This is a genomic window from Pigmentiphaga sp. MLSB6-MA01 (genome assembly GCF_058793475.1).
In genome coordinates, this window is record NZ_JBXAFV010000001.1 from 595,002 (window position 1) to 615,292 (window position 20,291).

General features: G+C 67.1%; 20 protein-coding genes. 4 read left to right on the forward strand and 16 right to left on the reverse strand.

Going from position 1 to position 20,291, the window contains the following annotated elements; translation table 11 throughout:
• Positions 1–279: 279 nt before the first annotated feature.
• Both AC1Q6E_RS02855 and AC1Q6E_RS02860 read right to left on the reverse strand, forming a co-directional pair.
• Positions 280–1,389: a helix-turn-helix transcriptional regulator gene (locus tag AC1Q6E_RS02855; protein WP_492572159.1), complete on the reverse strand. Its 1,110-nt coding sequence runs from the start codon at positions 1,387–1,389 to the stop codon at positions 280–282.
• Positions 1,390–1,494: 105 nt separating this feature from the next.
• A complete protein-coding gene (locus tag AC1Q6E_RS02860; RefSeq protein ID WP_152793783.1) occupies positions 1,495–2,232 on the reverse strand; it encodes a GntR family transcriptional regulator in 738 nt (245 codons plus the stop codon).
• A 144-nt stretch (positions 2,233–2,376) separates the two neighbouring features.
• Here AC1Q6E_RS02860 and AC1Q6E_RS02865 point away from each other — a divergent pair, with 144 nt between their 5' ends.
• From AC1Q6E_RS02865 to AC1Q6E_RS02875, 3 genes are read left to right on the forward strand one after another with little or no spacing between them, the layout of a single operon-like run.
• Positions 2,377–3,345: a tripartite tricarboxylate transporter substrate binding protein gene (locus AC1Q6E_RS02865; protein ID WP_152793784.1), complete on the forward strand. Its 969-nt coding sequence runs from the start codon at positions 2,377–2,379 to the stop codon at positions 3,343–3,345.
• A gap of 31 nt (positions 3,346–3,376) precedes the next feature.
• Complete coding sequence (locus AC1Q6E_RS02870; protein WP_492572160.1) at positions 3,377–4,279, forward strand: polysaccharide deacetylase family protein; 903 nt, start codon at positions 3,377–3,379, stop codon at positions 4,277–4,279.
• 12 nt (positions 4,280–4,291) lie between these two features.
• Positions 4,292–5,071 carry an SDR family oxidoreductase gene (locus AC1Q6E_RS02875; RefSeq protein WP_152793786.1) on the forward strand — a complete coding sequence of 260 codons (780 nt, stop codon included), beginning with the start codon at positions 4,292–4,294 and terminating at the stop codon, positions 5,069–5,071.
• 16 nt (positions 5,072–5,087) lie between these two features.
• Here the strand turns inward: AC1Q6E_RS02875 and AC1Q6E_RS02880 are convergent, their stop codons facing one another.
• The 7 genes from AC1Q6E_RS02880 to AC1Q6E_RS02910 form a co-directional block, all read right to left on the reverse strand.
• Positions 5,088–6,017, reverse strand: a complete 930-nt coding sequence (locus AC1Q6E_RS02880) for a LysR family transcriptional regulator (RefSeq protein ID WP_152793787.1) — start codon at positions 6,015–6,017, stop codon at positions 5,088–5,090.
• 79 nt (positions 6,018–6,096) lie between these two features.
• Complete coding sequence (locus tag AC1Q6E_RS02885) at positions 6,097–7,062, reverse strand: Bug family tripartite tricarboxylate transporter substrate binding protein (RefSeq protein ID WP_492572161.1); 966 nt, start codon at positions 7,060–7,062, stop codon at positions 6,097–6,099.
• 1 nt (position 7,063) lies between these two features.
• Positions 7,064–7,717, reverse strand: coding sequence for an isochorismatase family protein (locus AC1Q6E_RS02890; RefSeq protein ID WP_296560549.1), 654 nt, complete (start codon positions 7,715–7,717; stop codon positions 7,064–7,066).
• A 145-nt stretch (positions 7,718–7,862) separates the two neighbouring features.
• Complete coding sequence (locus AC1Q6E_RS02895) at positions 7,863–9,965, reverse strand: TonB-dependent siderophore receptor (protein ID WP_492572162.1); 2,103 nt, start codon at positions 9,963–9,965, stop codon at positions 7,863–7,865.
• 186 nt (positions 9,966–10,151) lie between these two features.
• Positions 10,152–10,976, reverse strand: coding sequence for an ABC transporter substrate-binding protein (locus tag AC1Q6E_RS02900; RefSeq protein WP_152793791.1), 825 nt, complete (start codon positions 10,974–10,976; stop codon positions 10,152–10,154).
• Positions 10,973–11,722, reverse strand: a complete 750-nt coding sequence (locus tag AC1Q6E_RS02905; RefSeq protein ID WP_152794765.1) for an ATP-binding cassette domain-containing protein — start codon at positions 11,720–11,722, stop codon at positions 10,973–10,975. The genes AC1Q6E_RS02900 and AC1Q6E_RS02905 overlap by 4 nt, the downstream gene beginning before the upstream one ends.
• Before the next feature lie 35 nt (positions 11,723–11,757).
• On the reverse strand, positions 11,758–12,501 hold the full coding sequence (locus AC1Q6E_RS02910) for an ABC transporter permease (protein ID WP_152793792.1): 744 nt from the start codon (positions 12,499–12,501) through the stop codon (positions 11,758–11,760).
• Positions 12,502–12,617: 116 nt separating this feature from the next.
• Between AC1Q6E_RS02910 and AC1Q6E_RS02915 the strand changes: the two genes are divergently transcribed.
• Complete coding sequence (locus tag AC1Q6E_RS02915) at positions 12,618–13,727, forward strand: substrate-binding domain-containing protein (RefSeq protein ID WP_492572163.1); 1,110 nt, start codon at positions 12,618–12,620, stop codon at positions 13,725–13,727.
• Between the two features lie 9 nt (positions 13,728–13,736).
• Here the strand turns inward: AC1Q6E_RS02915 and AC1Q6E_RS02920 are convergent, their stop codons facing one another.
• Genes AC1Q6E_RS02920 through AC1Q6E_RS02950 form a run of 7 tightly spaced genes read right to left on the reverse strand, consistent with a single transcriptional unit; the run spans position 13,737 to position 20,280 of the window.
• Positions 13,737–14,618, reverse strand: coding sequence for a formate dehydrogenase accessory sulfurtransferase FdhD (locus AC1Q6E_RS02920; protein ID WP_296560543.1), 882 nt, complete (start codon positions 14,616–14,618; stop codon positions 13,737–13,739).
• The gene (locus tag AC1Q6E_RS02925) at positions 14,615–14,989 is read right to left on the reverse strand and encodes a hypothetical protein (RefSeq protein WP_152793793.1); all 375 of its coding nucleotides are present in this window, start codon (positions 14,987–14,989) and stop codon (positions 14,615–14,617) included. Before AC1Q6E_RS02925 ends, AC1Q6E_RS02920 begins: the two co-directional genes overlap by 4 nt.
• Positions 14,990–15,018: 29 nt before the next feature.
• A complete protein-coding gene (locus AC1Q6E_RS02930) occupies positions 15,019–16,185 on the reverse strand; it encodes a formate dehydrogenase subunit gamma (protein ID WP_152793794.1) in 1,167 nt (388 codons plus the stop codon).
• 12 nt (positions 16,186–16,197) lie between these two features.
• On the reverse strand, positions 16,198–16,431 hold the full coding sequence (locus AC1Q6E_RS02935) for a hypothetical protein (RefSeq protein ID WP_130357211.1): 234 nt from the start codon (positions 16,429–16,431) through the stop codon (positions 16,198–16,200).
• On the reverse strand, positions 16,431–17,075 hold the full coding sequence (gene fdh3B, locus AC1Q6E_RS02940; protein ID WP_130357212.1) for a formate dehydrogenase FDH3 subunit beta: 645 nt from the start codon (positions 17,073–17,075) through the stop codon (positions 16,431–16,433). The genes AC1Q6E_RS02935 and fdh3B overlap by 1 nt, the downstream gene beginning before the upstream one ends.
• Before the next feature lie 10 nt (positions 17,076–17,085).
• A complete protein-coding gene (locus AC1Q6E_RS02945) occupies positions 17,086–20,058 on the reverse strand; it encodes a formate dehydrogenase subunit alpha (RefSeq protein ID WP_152793795.1) in 2,973 nt (990 codons plus the stop codon).
• A 15-nt stretch (positions 20,059–20,073) separates the two neighbouring features.
• The gene (locus AC1Q6E_RS02950; RefSeq protein ID WP_296560536.1) at positions 20,074–20,280 is read right to left on the reverse strand and encodes a twin-arginine translocation signal domain-containing protein; all 207 of its coding nucleotides are present in this window, start codon (positions 20,278–20,280) and stop codon (positions 20,074–20,076) included.
• Positions 20,281–20,291 lie beyond the last annotated feature (11 nt).

Consider the following 20,291-nt stretch of genomic DNA (forward strand, 5'->3'; position numbering starts at 1 on the left):
GGGATTTTCCGGGTGGCCTCCCGGTGATGCCCGTGTACGGGAAGGGAGAAGGGCCGTGGGGCCGCGTGCCGGGAACGCGAGGTTCCGCCGGAAAACGCTCCCTGCATCGGCATTATCCGTACAGGTGCTGAGGGTGTCATCTCAACCCACGCCGAACCGGCGATGAGTACCCCTGCGTCACGGGCGTAAGTATAGGCTGGCGGCCGCCAATGTCCAGTGCGCGCCGTGCCGCGACGCAGCATCCCGTGGCGCGGGAGCATGGGTCATGCGGCTTTTTCGTCACGGGCAGGCATCGGAGCGCAACAGCGCCAGTTGTCCGACCAGCCGTATGAGGTCGGACTGCCGGCGGGTGTGCGTTTTCTGGAAGATGGCGCGCAATTGCGTACGCACCGTATTGAGCGAAAGTCGTAGCTGTTCGGCCACGGCCGGCAAAGGTTCGTCGTGCCGCATCAGGTGATGGACCAGCCGTATCTCGGCGGGGGTCAGGCCGAACATGGCGCGCAGCAAGGTTCCAGGCGGAGGCTTGCGCCATCGCGGGCCCTGGATGGCCACCAGGGCAAGGGCATCGTGCCAGTGCACCCCGCCATGCGCGCACAGGGGCAGGGTCACGAGGATGTCGTCGTCGGCCAGCATGAGCGAGCCGCTCGTGGGTTCTGCGGTGTCGCGTCCGCAGGCCTGCTCAAGAAGGCGGCGAAGCGTGGCCGGCACGGGGATGGCGTTGTCCGAGAGCGGGCAGCCCGGTGTGCGCAGCCACCGCTGGCCGGCGGTGTTGCCGGTGACGACCCGGCCCTGGGGCGAACAGGCCAGCAGGGGAAAGCTCAGTGAGTCGAGCGTGCTCTTGAGGATCAGCGACTCGGCCCGCTGGTGCCGCAATTGCTGGCGCAAGGAGAGGGCATTGCGCAAATGCGGCTGCACCGCTTGCATGAGCTGGAGTTCCCGGGGGGTGAACGTCCGGCGGCCGGCCTCGCGCTGGATGGACATGACCGGAAGGTATTCCGTGTCGCCCGCCACCGGCAGCAAGGCGTAGTGCCCGATTCCGAGCGGAGCCAGGAAGTCGCGGTAGAAGGGCATGCGCTGCAGGCTGGATGCGCCATGGAAGTCATGGTCGACGTAGATTTTTCCCGCGGCCAGCAGCGGAACGGCCGCGCGGGCCGGATCCACTTCCTGCATGGCGATGAAGCCTGCTTCCAGGTCGGGAATCAGCGCGCCGGCATAGTCGATCGTCAACTGATTGGTGGGGCGGTGCAGCGAGACGAGCGCGGCGCTCGCGCCGCCCAGGGCCGTGTTGACTTGCTGCAGGGCGGCCTGCCATTTTTCCGGCGAGGCGACGCCGGCGTACAGGCCGTCCAGCAACTGGAGCGCGGTCTGGTCTGAAGAGCTTGGGGGCATCGGGCGATAAGGGCCGTCCTTGCGGGGACGGGGCATGACCTCGGGCGTATGTTCTTGACAAATATAGTTGCAAACCCGGAGTCGTGACCAGTCTCTCGGGCCGGGTCAGTTCCGCATGCCCGGCGTACCCAGTTCCGCCAGCATGCGTTCCTGCACACGCTGCGACGTCTCCATCACATGCTTGCGCATGAGCCGCGCGGCTTCTTCCGTCTGGAGCGATACGGCCGCCTGGAACAGTTTTTCGTGCTCGTTCTCGCGTCCCTTGCGGACCTCGGCGTTGACGCGCGAATAGCGGCGATAGTAGATCGAGGCTTCGAACATCTGCGTGCAGTAGTCGATCATCCAGCGCGAGCGGCAACCGGCGATGAGGGCCGTGTGGAAGTCGCGGTGGGCCGTTTCCCAGTCGGGGTTTTCGCGCCTGCCCGGTTTTCCGTCGAGATAACGTTCGAGCCGGGTCAGGCGGTGGTAGGCCTGCACCAGGCCTTGCACCCAGGTCTGGTCGGCGTACTCGATGGATGCTCGCAGGGCGATGTCGTTGAGCCAGCAGCGCGTGCGCGACAGTTCTTCCAGGTGGGCGCCGCCAAAATTGGGGACCGCGAAGCCGCGGCGATCGTGCTGCACGACCAGGCCCTCGCGCGACAGGCGGGTGAGGGCTTCGCGCAACGGCGCGAGGCCGACCTCGTAGCGCTCGCTGAGCTGTCGAGTGCCCAGTTTCTGCCCGGGAGCAAAGTGGGCCCCGACGATGTCCTGTCGCAGGCGTTCGTAGGTCTGGGAGGCCAGTGTCGCGGGTATGGCGCGTCCGGTCGCAAGGGGGTCGTCGAATTCCAGCATGGTCGAGTACACGATTTTATCGATAAATCATACACAGGCTGCCGCCCCTGGGCGATGGCGCGGACCTCGGGTTTCTCCCTGGTTTTCCTTTTCTTTCTTGATCGATAAAAATTAAAAAAGAAAAATTTTTATCGATAATTTTGCGAGGAGAGAAGAATGAGGTCATTCCGGTGGATGATCCTGGCGGCCGTTCTGGCAGCTGGGCCGACGGCGCAGGCGCAGACCTATCCGGCCCACCCCATCCGGCTGGTCGTGCCGTTCGGCGCGGGTGGCACCCCCGATACGGTGGCCCGCCAACTGGCGGCGGAAATGGACAAGCGGCTCAAGGTACGGGTGGTCGTGGACAACAAGCCCGGCGCCAACGGCGTCATCGGCGCGGCCGATGTGGCCAAGGCCGCGCCCGATGGCTACACCTTGCTGCACGTGACGACGTCGTTCGTGATCAACCCCTATGTCTACAAGAAGCTGCCCTACGACATCGGCAAGGATTTCGTGCCGGTGGTGAACGTGGCGACGGGCACCGGATATCTGCTCATGGTCAATCCCGCGCTGCCGGTGCGCACGGTGGCGGAACTGGTCGACTATGGCCGCAAGGCCGCCAAGCCGATCACGTACTCGTCGCCGGGCATCGGCAACACCCTGCACCTGGCCGGCGAACTGTTCGCCGCGCGCGCCGGCATGGCCATGCTGCACGTGCCGTACAAGAGCGCGTCGCAAGCGCTGAACGCGGTGGCGGCGGGCGACGTCGACATCATGTTCATTCCGCCGACCATCGCGCTGCCCTATGTCCAGTCGGGCAAGGTACGCACGTTGGGTTTTACCGGCGAGCAGCGTACGCCCGAGTATCCCGATGCGCCGACCATGGCGCAGGCGGGCATCGCCGATTTCGTGCTTCCGGCGGCGTGGCAAGGCTTGTTCGCGCCGGCGGGAACGCCGCAGGCGGCGATCGACAGGATTGCCGCCACGGTTCGCGACATCGTCGCCCAGCCGGCTTTCGCCAAGATGCTGCGAGATGGGGGCTATGAACCCGACCCGCGCGCCGGGCAGTCGTTCGCGGAGCTGGTGCGCGCAGATTCCGTCCGCTATGCGGAAGCCGTCAAGCGCGCCGGCATAGAAGCCCAATGACCCGATGACCATGATCGAACGAGGAGCCAACATGGATGTACTGAACCTGCACGCCGGCGCGACCGAGATCCACCCGCCCGCCGGTTTCCTGCTGCCCGGTGGCAAGCGTATCGGCGTGGTTTTCCGCATGGCCTACGAGTGGTGGTCGGACGAGGCGTGGCCCGGCATCGGCCCCATGGGCAATCCGCTCAAGGGCGGCATCCCCGACCTGAACGCGGTCGGCTGGGCCGAGTACGGCCACCGGCGCGGCGTGCATCGCGTGCTCGAAGCGCTGGCCCGCAATGGTGTCAAAGCCTCGATCCTGGTGAGCGGGATCATGGCCGAGCGCTATCCGGAAGAGGTCAAGGGCATCGCCGAGGCCGGCCATGACCTGGTCGCGCATTCATATGCGATGGACGTGATCCCCGCCTATCTGGACGAGGCGCAGGAGCGCGACAACATCCGGCGCACGACCGACCTGATCGCGGCGGCGACGGGCCAGACGCCGCCCGGGTGGATCAGCCCGCGCGGTACGCCCAGCCACCGCACGGCTCGCCTGCTGGCACAGGCCGGCTATCTCTGGCATGGCGACACGCTGAACGATGACATGCCCTATCTGGTCGACTTCGGCGACCACGGGATCGTGGCCGTGCCCGGCACCATGGAAGTGAACGACCTGCCGCTGGTGATGCGCCATGGCCAGCCGCCCAGTGCGATGGTGGACATCTTCGAGGACTGGCTCGACTACGTCCGCAAGTGGGAGCGCGCGCCGCAGAAAATCGATCCCACGGTGCATGCCCACGTATGCGGGCGTCCGGCGGGGATGGCGGCGTTCCAGCGGTTGCTGGAGATCGCCACGGCGGCGGATGACATCTGGATCGGCACGCGCACCGAGCTTGCCCGGCACCTCATGCAGGCCATCGGCAGGCCGGCAGCGCTCCACCAACAGGCATAGGCGGGAAGACTCATGGATCTGCAGATTCGCGGCCGCAAGGCCATCGTATGCGCTTCTACTCGCGGGCTGGGGCGGGCTTGCGCCGCTTCGCTGGCGCGCGAGGGGGTGCATGTCGTGATCAACGGGCGGTCGCCGGACTCGGCCGCCGCCGCCGCGCAGGAACTGGCCGCCGAGACCGGCGGTGTCGTGCGCGCGGCCGCGGCGGACATCAATACCGATGCGGGGCGCGCGGCGCTGGTGGCGGCGTGTCCGGACGCCGACATCCTGGTGACGAACAACGAGGGGCCGGCGCCCGGCCGCTTCATGGATTGGGAAAGAGAGCATTACCTGCAGGCGATCGAAGCCAACATGCTGGCGCCCGCCATGCTGATCCGCGCGCTATTGCCCGGCATGCGGGCCAGGGGGTTCGGCCGCATCGTCAACATCACTTCCGCCATGGTGAAGTCGCCCAGCCCGGCCATGGGCTTGTCGACGTCCGCGCGCACGGGCCTGACCGCATTGTGCAAGGCCATCTCGCGCGAGGTGGTCGTCGACAACGTGACCATCAACAATCTGCTGCCCGAGCGCTTCGACACCGACCGCCAGCGTTTCATGGCCGAGCGCATGGTCCGCGAGCAGGGGCTGAGCTACGACGAAGCCCGGCAGCGCATCGTCGATACCATCGCGGCCGGCCGGCTGGGGCAGCCGAGCGAGTTCGGCGATGCCTGCGCTTTTCTCTGCAGCGCGCAGGCCGGGTATCTGTCAGGGCAGAACCTGCAACTGGACGGCGGTTCGTATCGCGGCGTGTTCTGAGGAAGGAACGACCTGGCTACACCGGACTGCCCAGCTCCCCCAGCCGCGCCGCGATCATGTCCACGCACGCCTGGACGATGGGGCCGGTCTCGTCGACGTACCGGCGGCTGGCCTCGTCCGGCGCCCGCCGGCGAACGATGAACAGCGTGATGTGCATGTCCGGGTCGGTAATGGGGCGAGCCACGACCTCGCCGCGTTCCAGCTCGCGGACGATGGCGCCCAGCGGCATGACGGCCGCCGCCGCGCCGCGCAGCACCAGGTCGCGCTGGCTGGTGATGGAATGAGTCTCGCACTGGATGCGGGGCTGCGCGCCTTTCCCGAAGGCGCTGGCCTCGACCAGCCGGCGCGCGACGTCGCGCTCGTTGCCCAGCACCAGCTCATGCCCCAGCACCTCGTCCATCGTGGCGGGCCCGGTGGAAGTCGCCAGATCGGCCCGGACCGTCAGCAGCAGTCGTTCCTTGAGCACCGGGGTCGTGGACAGGCCGGGGCGTGGCGCCACCGAGTAGGCCAATGCGGCATCGATGTCCTTGCGCTCGAGCGCGTCGACCAGCAGGAAGCTGGGGTTTTCGTAGAGTTGCAGGTCGATGTGGGGATACCGGCGCTTGAGCGTCAGGAGCAGGTCCGAACCGATCAGCAGCATGATGCTGGAGGTCAGTCCCAGGTTGAAACGGACCGGCGCGGCCTGGTCGGCGCGCCGCACGTCATCCTGCGTCCGGGCGACCAGTTCGAAGATCTGGCGCGACCGTTCGAGCAGCAGGCTGCCGGCCGGCGTGGGATCCACGCCGCGAGAATGCCGCGACAGCAGGGGGACGCCGAACGTCGCTTCGAGCTCGCGCATGTGGGTGCCCAGGGCCGGCTGGGCGATGTGGAGCTGTTCGGCGGCGCGGGTGATGTTTCTTGTCTCCACGACCTTGGCGAAGTATTCGAGTCGCTTCAGCGTGATCATAGGCGGCAGACATGAGGGGGCTCCGGCCTATAGTAGGCCGATTCCGCCGCGGCCGGCACCACGGCGGAAAACGCCGGGGCTACTGGGTCCCGGCCAGCCCCGCACGCTGGACCATCCCGCCGAATCGATCGATTTCGCGCCGCATGTAGTCCCCGTATTCGGCCAGGACACGGCCGTCGGGAACGATGCCCAGGTCGGCCAGCTTGCGCCGCACGTCGGGCTGGGCCACGGCCTGGCGGGCGGCATCGGCCAGCTTGCGCAAGTGCTCGGGCGGCGTCCCGCGCGGCGCGAGCAGGCCGATGTCGGCGGTGAAGACATAGCCGGGCAGGCCGCTTTCCTCCAGCGTCGGCACGTCGGGCAGTTGCGCGACGCGCGCCTTGCTGGTCACGCCCAGCAACCGCAGGCGGCCTGCCCGCACCAGCCCTTCTATCGACGGCAGGCCGGCCAGCAGCATGTCGGCGGTTCCCGCCGCGACCGGGGCGGAAGGCTGTTCACGGAACGGGACGTGCATGATGTCGATGCCGGCCGAGCGCCGGATTTCCTCGAACATGACGTGGTGCAGCGAACCGATGCCTATGGTGCCGTAGGTGAGCTTGCCCGGGGCGGCCTTGGCTTGCGCCACCATTTCCTGGAAAGAGTTGGCCTTCAGCGAGGGGCCGGCCGTCAGGAAGAGCTGGGCCGCGCCCAGGAGGGCGATGGGCTCGAAACTGTCCATGCCCTGGTAGGGCAGCTTCTTGTACAGCGTGGGGTTGATGGTGAGCGGGCTGGAGTCGGCCACCAGCAGGGTGTAGCCGTCGGGGTTGGCCTTGGCCACCGATTCCAGGGCGATGATGCTGCCCGCGCCGGTCTTGTTCTCGACGGCGATGGGCTGCCCCAGCGAGGCGGACATGTGCTGGCCCACCAGACGCGCGATGACGTCGGGCACGCCGCCGGTGGGCGCGGCCACCACCATCTTGATCGGACGGTTGGGAAACCCGCCGTCGGCATGGCCAGCGGCGGGAGCCATCGCCAGCAGCAGGGCGGCGAAGAGACCTGGCTTTTTCATGTCAGGCCTCCACCGGTTGCGCGATGAGGGAAAGATGGGCGATGACCTCGTCCAGCGGGACGACGTCGCCATACTTCGCATCCATGTCGAGCAGGCTCTGGCGATGGGCCGCGCCGGACCGGTCGCCCACGGCCTCGGGTGCCACGATCGGGCGGAAGCCGCTTTGCACCGCGTCCACGACCGTCGCCCGCACGCAGCCGCTGGTGGTGCAGCCGGTCACGATGACGGTGTCCACGCCCCGCGAGACCAGGCGCGCGGCCAGGTCCGTGCTGGCGAAGCAGCTCGCGTATTTCTTGGACATGATGGAGTCGCCGTCCACCGTGTCCAGGCGCGGATCGAGCCGGACGTTGTCACTGCCTTCAAGCAGGCTGGCCATGCCGCCCATCTTCCGTTGCCAGACACCGGCGTCCGACAGGTCGGCCCGGTAGCCCACGGTGAAGAAATGGATGGGCGCGCCGATACGGCGGCAGGAGGCGATGAGACGGTTGGTGGCGAGCACCGCCTGCTCCAGGTCGGCGCCGAGCGGCTGCGCCGGGTCCGTGAAGCCGCGGATCATGTCGACGATGATCAGCGCGCAGTGGCGGCCGAAACCGATGCGCTGGCCGAAGCCTTTTTCCTTGAACAGCGGGTCGTCGATCTGCAAGTCCTGGTCCATTTCTCCTCCATGGAATGTGAATGGCCACTCGGTGGCTCTGGAGGAGAATTGGACCGCGCGGGGGGCGGCGCTGTCCAAGACGGGTTTCGGCTGGAAGCCATACGGCGGGGGTATGGCTGGCGCGGCGAGCCGCGCCGCCCCGCTGCTAGAACTTGTACGTCGCGCTGGCGATGACGCTGCGGCGGGCGCCGTACCAGCAATCCCCGCGTGACAGGCACGTCGCCACGTAGGTCTTGTCGGTCAGGTTGTTCAGATTGAGGGCGTAGCGCCAGTGATCGGTTTCGTACGAGACCATGGCGTCGAACAGCGTGACCGACGGGGTAGTGGGGGCGACACCGTCGCGGAACGAGCTCATCCAGCGGACCCCGGCGCCCAGCGCGAAACCGCTGACGTCGCCCACGGCGAATCGCCACTTGCCCCATGCCGCCGCCTGGTGGCGCGGCATGCCTTCGAGCGACTTGTCGAGAGCGATGTAGTTGTAGTGCGCGATCAGGTCGAAGCTGCGAGTGATCGCGCCGCGGTACTCCAGTTCCAGGCCCTTGGTCCTGGTCGCGCCCACCTGGACGGAATAAAGCGGGTTGGTCGGGTCGCCCGCCAACTGGTTCTTTTCCTTGAGCTGGTAGAGCGAGGCGGTGGCCATCCGCCGGCCATCGGCCGACTGGTGCTTGACGCCCACTTCCCACTGTTCGCCGCGCAAGGGCTTGAAGCGCGCGCCACCCTTGTCGGTGCCGGGAACCGGCGTGAACGATTCGCTGTAGTTGATGTACGGGGCCAGGCCGTTGTCGGCCACGTACATCACGCCCAGACGCTTGGTCGTGGCATTGTCCTTCTCGTCGGCGCTGCCGGCCAGCCCGGCCGTGGTGCGATCGTGGCGTATGCCGGCGGAGACGATCCAGTGCTTGCCTATCTTCATCTGATCCTGCAGGTACAGGCCCGCCTGGCGCAGCGTGTAGCGTGGCTCGTCGGTCAATGCCGGCGGCGTGTAGTTGCCGTAGACAGGATCGTAGGCGTCGATGGTGCCGCCGTCGGCGACGCCGCTGCGGCGGTCGCGGCGGTAGCGCGTCCAGTCGAAGCCCAGCAGGACCTGATGCCGCACGATGCCGGTCTGCAGCCTGCCGGTCAGGTGCTGGTCCAGCGTGTCGATGCGCACCTTGGTGAGGGCGTCGTCCGCATAGCGGCCGATGCGGCGCTGGTTGACCGGGTCCGCGGCCCAGCCGCCGGGATCGGTGAACGAGTCCGCATAGTGGGTGAGGTAGTCCACCTTGTTGTTGGCATGGCGAAAGCCCTGGCTGAAGGACCACTGGTCGTTGAAGCGGTGCTCGAACAACCAGCCGAGGGAAGTGCGGCGCGAATCGTAGCGGTCGTGGCCGGGTTCGCCGATGAAGCGGCTGGTGGGGATCGTGCCGTTGGGGTTGCCGGTGCGCATGCCCGACCATGGCATGAACTGCGCGGTCGACCCGCTCTCATCCTTCTGCCACAGTCCTTGCAGCGTGAGCGAGGTCGAGGCGCTGGGACGCCAGGTGAGCGAAGGCATGACCAGGCTGCGGTTGTCCTTCACATGGTCGACCTGGGTGTCGGCATCGCGCTTGAGCGCGACGAGGCGATACAGCCACTGTCCGTCGGCCGTCAGCGGGCCGGTCAGGTCCACCTGGGCCTGCTTGCGGCCGCGGTTGCCCAGCTGTATGCCCGCTTCGCCCTGGAATTCGGCCTGCGGGCGCTTGCTGACCATGTTGATGAGGCCGCCTGTGCTGCCCTGGCCGTACAGCATGGCCGCCGGCCCGCGCAGCACTTCCAGGCGCTCCAGCGTATAGGGTTCGATGCGGGTGGTGCTGGTGTAGTAGTCGTAGTGCTGGCGCAGGCCGTCCAGGTACAGCGTGGGTTCGGTGCCGCGTATGCGGACCGAATCGGCGCGTGAGTCGATGCCGTAGGCGTCGGAGCGCACGCCGGCCGCATAGCCGAGTGCATCCTGGAGGTTGGTGGCGCCCTGATCCGTGAGCTGATCGCGTGTGATGACCGTGACCGACTGCGGAGTCTCGAGCAACGGTGTGTCCGTCTTGGTGGCAGTGGCCGAGCGCCTGGCGGTGTAGCCGTAGACGGGGCCGGTGGCGGTTTCGCGCTCGGGGCTGGCTTCGACGCGGATTTCCCGCAAGGTGGCCGGCTCGGTGGTCTGCGCGCAAAGCGCGGCGGGAAGCGTGGCCAGCGCGGCGGCCAGGCCCGCATGGCGAAGGGGGATGGATAAGGGTGGCATGGGGGCGATATCCAAGTTTTGTTAATAAATCTTGTAATGATAATCATTATCAACATTATTTCAATGAAAAGATTGGCAAGAACCGGATTGGCCGAGGCTGTTTGGCGAAGGCGAAAAAAAAGCGGCCTGGAAAGGCCGCCCGGGGGACGCGCGTGCAAGAGCCCGGCGGCGAGGCCGGGCCGGTCGTCACGGTTTGGCGTTGGGGAAGAACAATTGCTGGCCGTCGATCTTGTAGCTGGCGATCGTCTGCTGGCCGGCGGGGGAAATGACCCAGTCGACGAATTTCTGGGCGGCCGCGGTCTTGACGTGCGGATGCTTGGCGGGATTGACCACCATCACGCCATACTGGTTGAACAGGCGCTCGTCCCCTTCCACGAGCACGGTGAGGCTGCCCCGGTTCTTGAAGCTGAGCCAGGTGCCGCGGTCCGACAGCACGTAGGCGCCGGTGGACGACGCCATGTTCAGCGCGGGCCCCATGCCGCAGCCGCAGGCCTTGTAGCCGCTTCCCTTCTTGTCGTCCAGGCCGGCTTCCTTCCAGTAGCGCAGTTCGGCCGAGTGCGTGCCGCTCTTGTCGCCGCGGGAAATGAACTCGGCGTTTGCCGCCGACAATTTCTTCAGCGCCTGGACGATGTCCTTGCCCTTCACGCCGGCGGGGTCGGCGGCGGGGCCGATCAGCACGAAGTCGTTGTACATGACCGGGTAGCGCTTCACGCCGTAGCCATCGGCGATGAATTTCTCCTCGGCGGCCTGGTCGTGCACGAACAGCACGTCGGCGTCGCCGCGCCGGCCGGTGTCCAGCGCCTGGCCCGTGCCTTGCGCCACGACTTTGATGTCGATGCCGCTGGCCTTCTTGAAAGCGGGCAGCAGGTGGGCGAACAGGCCGGATTGTTCAGTGGAGGTGGTCGACGCCATGACGATGGTTTCGGCGGCCGCGGGCAGGCTGGCCAGGGCGGCGGCGGCGGGCAGCAGACAGCCCAGGACGAGCGGGCGCAGGCGGTGGAAGAGCTTCATATTTTTTCTCCTTTGACGAAAAGGCCGGCTTCCTCGGGCAGCGGCCCGTTGAAGAAGGCATGGACGGGAAGGTCCGCCAGGATGCGGCCCCGTTCCAGGTAGATCACCCGGCTCGCCAGGCGTTTGACCTGGCCCAGGTTGTGGCTGCTGAACACCATGGTCATGGTGCGGCCCGAGCGCGGCTGCGCGAATGCCTGCATCAAGGCTTCGACTTCGCGCTTGGCGTGCGGATCGAGATTGGCGGTGGGCTCGTCCAGCAGCAGGGCGTCGGCGTCCAGGGCCCAGGCCTGGGCCAGCGCCACGCGCTGTTGCTGCCCGCCGGACAGCGCCTTGGCATTGCGGCCGCCCAGTTCGGCCATGTCGACGCGCGCCAGCGCTTCCACAGCCGACTGCCGCGCCTGGCGCCAGCCCAGGCCCCGCAGCCACAGTCCCAGCGCGACGTTGTTCTGGGCCGAGGTTCGCAGCATGTGCGGCCGCTGGAACACCAGCGCCTGCCGGTTGCGCGGCAGGCAGGAGACGGTGCCCGCGGTGGGCGCGAGCAGGCCGTGCAACACCCGCAGCAGCGTACTCTTGCCGCTGCCGTTCGTGCCGACCAGGGCAACGCGTTCGCCGGCGTGGACGGACAGATCGACGCCGTGCAGCGCGCGCACCGGGCCGTAGCACAGGTCGACGTCGCGCAGGGCGAACAGGACTGGGTGGGCGGCGGGGTCCGGTACGCCTGGCGGCACCGGGATCAAGGCCGCCATGTCCGCGTCCAGGGGCAGGATCGAGGCCGCGCGCTTCATGCGGCGGGATCCGGCATGCGCAGCCAGGCGGACAGGCCCGCGTCGCGCCTTTCGCGCCAGCGGCGCACCAGCGCGATCAATGTGTTGAGCAGCAGGACCACGGCCAGCAGCACGATGCCCAGCGCCACGGCCAGGGGCAGGTCGCCCTTGCTGGTCTCGAGCGCGATGGCGGTGGTCATGACGCGCGTATAGCCTTCGATGTTGCCGCCGACCACCATCACGGCGCCCACTTCCGAGACCGCGCGGCCGAATGCCGCGATCAGGATGGTCAGCAGCGCGAAACGTTCATCCCAGATCAGCAGCAGCCCGCGCATGAAGGTGCCCGCGCCCAGCGAGCGCAGTTGTTCGCCATGGCTGCGGTCGGCATCTTCGACCACCTGCCGCGTCAGCGCCGTGACCACGGGCAGCACCAGGATGGCCTGCGCCACCACCATGGCCTGGAACGAGAACAGCCAGCCGAGGAAGCCCAGCGGACCCGAGCGCGACAGCAACAGATAGACCAGCAGCCCTACCACGACGGAGGGCAGGGCCAGCATGGTGTTGAGCAAGGTCAGCACGACTCCCCGGCCGGGAAACCGCGCGACCCCCAGCCACGCCCCCAGCACCAGCCCGCCGCCGCAGGCGAGCAGGCAGGCACAGGCGCTGACCGCCAGCGACAGCCTGACGATGTCGAGCAAGACAGGATCGAGAGAAGTGATGAGGCGCAGCGCTGTGACCGCGCTTTCCGCAAGAGTGTTCATGCCGTCTTCAGATGTGCCGCCCCAGCGTAGCGGAGTGCGCCCGACGAGGCGATATGAAGTAGTGTGCATAGGCATCCCCTAGGGGGGGCGCGCTTCCCCAGGGCTATACTCCAGCAGTGCATCAAGTCGAACTCTCCTACACTTTCGGTGTCCCGCGCGCCAATGCCGCCACCATCCGCAATCCGCTGATGGATCTGCTGCATGCCATCCGCGAACATGGTTCGATCTCGGCCGCCGCCAAGGCCCTGGATCTGTCCTATCGCCACGTCTGGGGCGAACTCAAGCGCTGGGAGAAGAACCTCGGGCACGCGCTGGTGATCTGGGACAAGGGCCAGCCGGCGCGTCTGACGGAGTTCGGCAACAAGCTGCTGTGGGCCGAGCGGCAGGCCCAGGCGCGGCTGGCGCCGCAGATCGGGGCTTTATATGCCGACCTGGAACGGGCCTTCGCGGTCGCGTTCGATGACGCGGCCCATGTGGTCGCCCTGCATGCCAGCCATGACGACGCGCTGGCGTCGCTGCGCGAGCATTCCGTGGCCAGCGACAAGCTGCATCTGGACATACGCTTCACCGGCAGCGTCGATGCGATCAAGGCATTGAACGAAGGCCGATGCGTCATGGCGGGGTTCCACGCTCCCGCCGATTCCCCGCCGGGGTCGCTGGCGGAGCGTACCTACAAGCCGCTGCTGCAGCCCGGCCAGCACAAGATCATCGGTTTCGCCCGCCGCAGCCAGGGATTGATGGTGGCGCGGGGCAATCCGCTCGCCCTTGCTTCGTTGGACGATCTCGTCCGGCCCGGCGTGCGCTTCGTGAACCGCCCGCTGGGGACGGGCACGCGGGTGCTGCTGGACGAGTTGCTGGCCCGGCACGCGCTGTCGCCCGCGGACATCGAGGGCTATGGCCACACCGAGCCGTCGCACGCGGCGGTGGCGCACGCGGTGGCGTCGGGTGCCGCGGATGCCGGCCTGGGCATCGAGGTCGCCGCCCGGACCAGCAGGCTCGATTTCATCCCCCTGGTGTCCGAAAACTACTTCCTGGTCTGCCTGAAATCCACGCTGGAACTGCCATCCACCCAGGCATTGCTGGGCATCCTGCGTAGCGAGGCCTGGCAGCGCAAGCTGGCGGCGACGCCGGGATACGCGCCGCAGCAAAGCGGCGAGGTGCTGTCGATGCGGCGGGTGCTGCCCTGGTGGAATTTCCGCATGCCCAAGTCCGGCAAGCGGGACTGAGGCGATCGGTCAGGCTTCTTGCGGCATGGGCCGCGCGGGGCGGGGCGCTCCGGCCAGCCCGGGCTGCATGGCCAGGCGCCAGGGTGCGGTATAGCAGAGGAAGTGCTTGTTGGTGGCGCGGCCGATCGCGCACAGGCCCAGGCGTTCGGCCAGTTCGAAGCCCATTTGCGTGATGCCGCTGCGCGAGACGACGATGGGAATGCCCATCTGCGCCGCCTTGATGATCATTTCGCTGGTGAGCCGGCCCGTGGTGTAGAAGACTTTGTCATGGCCGGCCATCCGGGCCTGGTCCTGCAGCCACATCCAGCCCGCGATGGTATCGATGGCGTTGTGGCGTCCGACATCTTCGACGAACATCAGCATGCGCTCGCCCTGGAACAGCGCGCAGCCGTGCACGGAGCCGGCGGACTTGTAGGTGGTTTCCTGCAGGCGGATGGCATCCAGCAGGCCGTAGAGCTGGCCCTGGGTGAGCCGGGCATCCTCGGGCAGGCGGATGTCGTCGATCTCGTCCATCAAGCCGCCGAAGACGCTGCCTTGGCCGCAGCCGGTGGTGACCACGCGCTGGGACGTGCGGGCCTCGAGGTCCTGGATGCCGCCGCGCGTCTGGACGGCCGCGGCCTGGACTTCCCAGTCGACGGTGACCGCCTCGACTTCGTCCAGGGACCGCACCAGGCGCTGGTTGCGCAGGTAGCCCAGCACCAGCAGCTCGGGCATGGCGCCCAGGGTCATCAGCGTGACCAGTTCGCGTTTGTCGACGTAGACGGTCAGCGAACGCTCGGCCGGAATGGAAACGGTATCGCGCACGCCATGTTCGTTGACCACGGTGATCTCGCGCGTCAACGGCGCGCGGGCGTCGGTCAGGAAAGGGCGGTGGCGAGGCGGTGCGTTCACTGCTTGGGCGCGGCGGCGTCGGGCGCCGCGGTATTGGGTGGTGCCTTGGCGGTTTCCGTGGGCGAGTGCGCGCCGGCGGCTTCCAGCGGCTTGGCCTCGGGCGGCGCATAGACGAAGGGGCCGGGGTCGGCGCAAGGCGGCATGGAGGCAGGCTCGTGTACGGTCTTGCCGGCGGCGCGCGCGCTGGCGAAGTAGGCGGCCGCGGTCTTGTTCTGCGCCTGGCAGAGCTTGTAGCCGTCGACCTTGCCCGCCCAGGCGGCGCGGGCGGCGGCCTCGGCCGCCTTGGCCTGGGCCTCGGGGCTGGGCGGGGGCAGCTTGGCAAGGGCCGCGGAGGAGAAGACGGCCAGCAGCAGCGCGAGAGCGGTTTTCATGCGGGATCTCCTGGTCGAGGCCGACGGGTTCAGGCGTTCGCCGGCCGGGTGTCCGGCTTCTTCTGCGCAGGCTGGGTGCGCTGGGCGGGGATCTTGCCCGCCTTGATGTCGTTGTACCAGAGTTCGTGGTGCTCGCGGGCCCAGGCCTCGTCCACGTAGCCGGTCTTCATGGCCTTGTAGGCGCCCTTCATGCCCAGGGTGCCCAGGTAGATGTGGCCCAGGAACATGCACATCATCAGGATGGTCGCCACGGCGTGGACCATGTGGGCGATCTGCATGGTGCCGCGGGTGTAGACCAGGCCGGGGATGACCCGGTCCAGCACCAGCCCGGACCCGATGACGATGAAGCCCAGGAACAGCACGCCGCCCCAGAATACGAGCTTTTCCCCGGCGTTGAAACGGCCGGTGGGTACGTGCTGGCCGTTGAACAGCCCGCCGCCCTTGCGCAGCCAGACCATGTCGTCGCGTGTGGGCAGGTTGTCGCGGATGAAGGTGAAGAAGACCACCACCAGCGAAACCGCGAACAGCGGGCCCACGAAATTGTGGGCAGTCTTGAGCAGCCAGGTCATCCAGCCGAACAGGGCGCTACCCATGATGGGCAGCAGGAAGAACTTGCCGAAGGCCATGATCAGGCCCGAGATCGCCAGGACCACGAATGCGGCGGCATTGACCCAATGGGCCGCCCGTTCGAAGTACGTGAAGCGCTCGATCTTGCGGCCGGTCTCGGCGCCGTGGACGGTAAGCGGGCCCTTGGTGAAGTAGAACAGCGCGATGGCCACCAGCACGATCAGCAGCAGCGAGCCGCCGTAGGGGATCAGCCAGTTGTTGCGCACCTGCCGCCAGGCTTCGCCGGCCGAGGTGTACTTCGAGCCCGGATACTGCACGAAGCGCTGGATCAGCACGCCGGCTTCCGGGGCTTCGCTGCGCGGCAGGCTGCTATAGCCGGGCTGGCCGGAATTGACCAGGCGCCAGTTCGGCGCGTTGTTGCCCGGCTGGACCTTGGCGCGCTCGGCGTTGGTCTGGTCGGCATAGCCCGGATCCTGGCTGGCGTCGGGCTTGACCTCGAAGATGTTGGCACTCTGGATGGCACCCATCGAGGTGCCGGCTGGGGGCTGCGCGGCATCTGCCGCCTGGGCGGCGGGGGATGCCAGCATGGCGCCGAACAGCGCGAGCGCGGCAAGTAGCGACCGTATCATGGCGACCTCCGGTCAGTTCACCCGGTTGTATTCGTTCTGGCCTTGCTGGGCCCGGGTCTTGAGTTCCTGTTCCCAGCTGTTCCGGTCTCCCGGGGTCCAGCCCGGCGCGGTGAAGGCCGAGACGCCGGTGCCCTTGTAAGCGGGCTCGCCGTTCTGGACCTTGCCCTGGTAGAGCGACTGGTCCCGTTCGGTGCAGGCGGCGGTGCCGAAAACGAGCAGGATGGCGAGAAAGACGCTGGCTTTCATCACTTGCCTCCGGTGGTGGTACCGCCCGGCTGGGGATTCTGCGGCGGCTGGCCGGCCTGCTTGGAGCCGTAGGCGGTACCCCAGCCCCAGACCTCGGCGCCCTTGCCGCGCGCGACCACGCGGGTGCGGAAGATGTCGGCGATCACGTCGCCATCGCCGCCCAGCAGCGCCTTGGTCGAGCACATTTCGGCGCAGGCCGGCAGCTTGCCTTCGGCCAGGCGGTTGCGGCCGTATTTCTTGAACTCTTCCTCGCTGCCGTGGGCTTCGGGGCCGCCGGCGCAGAAGGTGCACTTGTCCATCTTGCCGCGTACGCCGAAGGTGCCCTGCGACGGGAATTGCGGGGCACCGAACGGACAGGCGTATGAACAATAGCCGCAGCCTATGCAGGTGTCCTTGTTGTGCAGCACCACGCCTTCGTCGGTGTGATAGAAGCAATTGACGGGGCAGACCGCCATGCAGGGCGCGTCGCTGCAGTGCATGCAGGCCACCGAGATGGACTTTTCGCCCGGCACGCCGTCGTTCAGCGTGACCACTCGCCGGCGATTCACGCCCCACGGGACTTCGTGCTCGTTCTTGCACGCCGTGACACAGGCATTGCATTCGATGCAACGCTCCGCATCGCAGATGAACTTCATTCTGGCCATGGCGCGCTCCTTATGCCTTCTCGATGTTGCAGATGGTGGTCTTGGTTTCCTGCATCATGGTGACGCTGTCGTAGCCGTAGGTGGTACCGGTGTTGACCGCCTCGCCGCGCACGATCGGAGCCGCGCCTTCGGGGTAGTAGTCCAGCAGATCCTTGCCCTGCCAGCGGCCCGCGAAGTGGAAGGGCATGAACGCGGTGTCTGGTCCGACCCGTTCGGTGACCAGGGCCTGCACGTTGAGCCGTGCGCCGGTGGGCGTGACCACCCAGCAGCGCGAACCGTTGGTGATGCCCCGTTCGGCCGCTGCCTTGGGGTTGATCTCGACGAAGCTTTCCTGCTGCAGCTCGGCCAGCCAGGGGTTGGACCGGGTCTCGTCGCCCCCGCCCTCGTATTCGGTCAGGCGGCCGGAAGTGAGGATGATGGGGAATTTCTCGTAGAGCTTGTCTTCCACGTTCTTCTGCTGCAGCGACTTGTACAGCGTCGGCAGGCGCCAGAAGGTCTTCATGTCGTCGTGGGTCGGGTACTTGGCGACGAGATCGGGGCGCGTGCCGTAGATCGGTTCGCGGTGCTGCGGGATGGGATCGGGGAAGTTCCAGACCACCGCGCGCGCCTTGGCGTTGCCGAAGGGGTGGCAGCCGTGGTTCTTCATCACCACGCGGATGATGCCGCCCGACAGGTCGGTCTTCCAGTTCTTGCCTTCGGCCGCGGCTTTTTCGGCGTCGGTCAGTTCGTCCCACCAGCCGAGTTTCTTCAGCAGCACGTGGTCGAATTCCGGATAGCCGGTGGGGATGTCGGCGCCCTTGGAATGCGAGCCGTCCTCGGCCAGCAGGTTGACGCCGTTGCGCTCCACGCCGAAGTTGGCGCGGAAGTTGCCGCCGCCGTCCATGACGTGCCGGGAGGTGTCGTACAGGTTGGGTGAGCCGGGGTGTTTGAGCTCGGGCGTGCCGAAGCAGGGCCAGGGCAGGCCGAAGTAGTCGCCCTGGATGTCGTAGCCGGTTTCCTTGTCGACCACGCTGCCCTTGGCGCGCAGGGTCTTGACGTCGAAGGCGTGCATCAGCCGCATGTGGGCCTTGAGCCGCTCCGGGCTCTGGCCGGTGTAGCCGATGGTCCAGTTGCTGCGGTTGATCTCGCGCAGGATGTCCTCGATGACGGGCTCATCCATGCCCTTGACCTTCTGCATCTTGTAGTTCTTGCACAGCTCGGCGCCGAAGCCGAGTTTCTGCGCAAGCTGGTACATGATCATGTGGTCGGTGCGGCTGTCCCACAGCGGCTCGATGACCTTCTCGCGCCATTGCAGCGACCGGTTCGACGCCGTACAGGAGCCGCTGGTCTCGAACTGCGTGGCCGCGGGCAGCAGGTAGACGGCGCGGTTGGGGTTCAGGTCCTCGCTCTTGCCGGGCATGGCCGCCATCGCGGCGGTGGCCGAGGGGTAGGGATCGACCACGACCAGCAGGTCGAGCTTGTCCATGGCCCGCTTCATTTCCAGCCCGCGCGTCTGCGAGTTGGGCGCGTGGCCCCAGTAGAAGACGGCGCGCAGGTTGGAGTCCTGGTCGATGAGGTCGTTCTTCTCCAGCACGCCGTCGATCCAGCGCGAGACGGTGATGCCCGACTTGGTCATCATCGCGGGCGAGGCGTAGCGGCTCTTGATCCAGTCGTAGTCGACGTCCCAGACCTTGGCGAAGTGGCGCCACGAACCTTCGGCCAGGCCGTAGTAGCCGGGCAGCGAATCGGGGTTGGGGCCGATGTCGGTCGCGCCCTGCACGTTGTCATGGCCGCGGAAGATGTTGGCGCCGCCGCCGGAAACGCCGACGTTGCCCAGCGCGAGCTGCACGATGCAGGAAGCGCGCACCATGGCGTTGCCGATGCTGTGCTGGGTCTGGCCCATGCACCACACCAGCGTGCTGGGGCGGTTCTCGGCCATGGTCTTGGCGACGTTGTAGCAGGTGGCCTCGTCCACGCCGCAGGCTTCCAGGACCTTGTCCGGCGTCCACTTGGCCAGGACGTCGGCCTTGACCTGGTCCATGCCGTAGACGCGGTCGTTGATGTATTTCTTGTCTTCCCAGCCGTTCTTGAAGATGTGATACAGCACGCCGAACAGGAAGGGGATGTCGGTGCCGGACCGGATGCGCACGTAGTGGTCCGCCTTGGCGGCCGTGCGGGTGAAGCGGGGGTCGGCGACGATGACCTTGCAGCCTTTTTCCTTGGCGTGCAGCAGGTGCAGCATGGACACCGGGTGGGCCTCGGCGGCGTTCGAGCCGATGTACAACGCAGCCTTGGAGTTCTGCATGTCGTTGTACGAGTTGGTCATGGCCCCGTAGCCCCAGGTATTGGCTACGCCGGCGACCGTGGTCGAGTGGCAGATGCGCGCCTGGTGGTCGCAGTTGTTGCTGCCCCAGAAGCTCATGAACTTGCGCAACAGATAGGACTGCTCGTTGTTGTGCTTGGACGAGCCGATCACGTAGACCGAGTCCTGGCCGCTTTCCTTGCGCAACTGGAGCATGCGGGCCGAGATTTCGTCGAGGGCGGTATCCCAGCTGATGCGCTGGTACTTGCCGTTGACCAGCTTCATCGGATAGCGCAGGCGGTGCTCGCCGTGGCCGTGCTCGCGTACCGAGGCGCCCTTGGCGCAGTGCGCGCCGAGGTTGATGGGGGAGTCGAACACCGGTTCCTGGCGGACCCAGACGCCATTCTCGACCACGGCGTCGACCGAACAGCCCACCGAACAGTGCGTACAGACGGTGCGCCTGACTTCGACCTTGCCTTTGCCGATGGCGGTCTTCTGGTCACCGTCGGCCGCGTCGGCTTTCCTGACCAGGCCGAGTTGCGTGGCGGCGAGCCCCGCGCCCACGCCCAGTCCCGAGCGGCGCAGGAAGGTGCGGCGGTCCATGGTGGGCAGCGCGTGGGCCATGCCGCGGCGCAGGCTATGGACGAACGAGGAAGAGGATGCGCCGGAGTCGCCGGCGCCCGTTTTCTTGGTCAGCAGCATGCCGTGCTCCGGTGGTTAGACCAGCGTGGACTTGTAGTAGCGCTTGACGTGGTCGGTGACGCTGTAGCCGCCGCCCCGTTCGGGCGCGGGCCTGGCGGCCGCCTGGGGCGACGGGCCGGGGCGCAGAGAAGGCGCGACGACAGCTGTGGCGGCAACGGCGCCGGCGGTGGCGGCGCCGACGAAGAAACCCCGGCGGGATAGGTTGGCGGCGATCTTGGGCATCTCTGTCTCCG

Bases quoted from the DNA above. Each gene is read 5' to 3' on its own strand.
- AC1Q6E_RS02855 (WP_492572159.1), bottom strand. From the start codon at position 1,389: ATGCCCCCAAGCTCTTCAGACCAGACCGCGCTCCAGTTGCTGGACGGC.
- AC1Q6E_RS02865 (WP_152793784.1), top strand. From the start codon at position 2,377: ATGAGGTCATTCCGGTGGATGATCCTGGCGGCCGTTCTGGCAGCTGGG.
- AC1Q6E_RS02870 (WP_492572160.1), top strand. From the start codon at position 3,377: ATGGATGTACTGAACCTGCACGCCGGCGCGACCGAGATCCACCCGCCC.
- AC1Q6E_RS02875 (WP_152793786.1), top strand. From the start codon at position 4,292: ATGGATCTGCAGATTCGCGGCCGCAAGGCCATCGTATGCGCTTCTACT.
- AC1Q6E_RS02880 (WP_152793787.1), bottom strand. From the start codon at position 6,017: ATGATCACGCTGAAGCGACTCGAATACTTCGCCAAGGTCGTGGAGACA.
- AC1Q6E_RS02885 (WP_492572161.1), bottom strand. From the start codon at position 7,062: ATGAAAAAGCCAGGTCTCTTCGCCGCCCTGCTGCTGGCGATGGCTCCC.
- AC1Q6E_RS02890 (WP_296560549.1), bottom strand. From the start codon at position 7,717: ATGGACCAGGACTTGCAGATCGACGACCCGCTGTTCAAGGAAAAAGGC.
- AC1Q6E_RS02895 (WP_492572162.1), bottom strand. From the start codon at position 9,965: ATGCCACCCTTATCCATCCCCCTTCGCCATGCGGGCCTGGCCGCCGCG.
- AC1Q6E_RS02900 (WP_152793791.1), bottom strand. From the start codon at position 10,976: ATGAAGCTCTTCCACCGCCTGCGCCCGCTCGTCCTGGGCTGTCTGCTG.
- AC1Q6E_RS02905 (WP_152794765.1), bottom strand. From the start codon at position 11,722: ATGGCGGCCTTGATCCCGGTGCCGCCAGGCGTACCGGACCCCGCCGCC.
- AC1Q6E_RS02910 (WP_152793792.1), bottom strand. From the start codon at position 12,501: ATGAACACTCTTGCGGAAAGCGCGGTCACAGCGCTGCGCCTCATCACT.
- AC1Q6E_RS02925 (WP_152793793.1), bottom strand. From the start codon at position 14,989: ATGAAAACCGCTCTCGCGCTGCTGCTGGCCGTCTTCTCCTCCGCGGCC.
- AC1Q6E_RS02930 (WP_152793794.1), bottom strand. From the start codon at position 16,185: ATGATACGGTCGCTACTTGCCGCGCTCGCGCTGTTCGGCGCCATGCTG.
- AC1Q6E_RS02935 (WP_130357211.1), bottom strand. From the start codon at position 16,431: ATGAAAGCCAGCGTCTTTCTCGCCATCCTGCTCGTTTTCGGCACCGCC.
- fdh3B (WP_130357212.1), bottom strand. From the start codon at position 17,075: ATGGCCAGAATGAAGTTCATCTGCGATGCGGAGCGTTGCATCGAATGC.
- AC1Q6E_RS02945 (WP_152793795.1), bottom strand. From the start codon at position 20,058: ATGCTGCTGACCAAGAAAACGGGCGCCGGCGACTCCGGCGCATCCTCT.
- AC1Q6E_RS02950 (WP_296560536.1), bottom strand. From the start codon at position 20,280: ATGCCCAAGATCGCCGCCAACCTATCCCGCCGGGGTTTCTTCGTCGGC.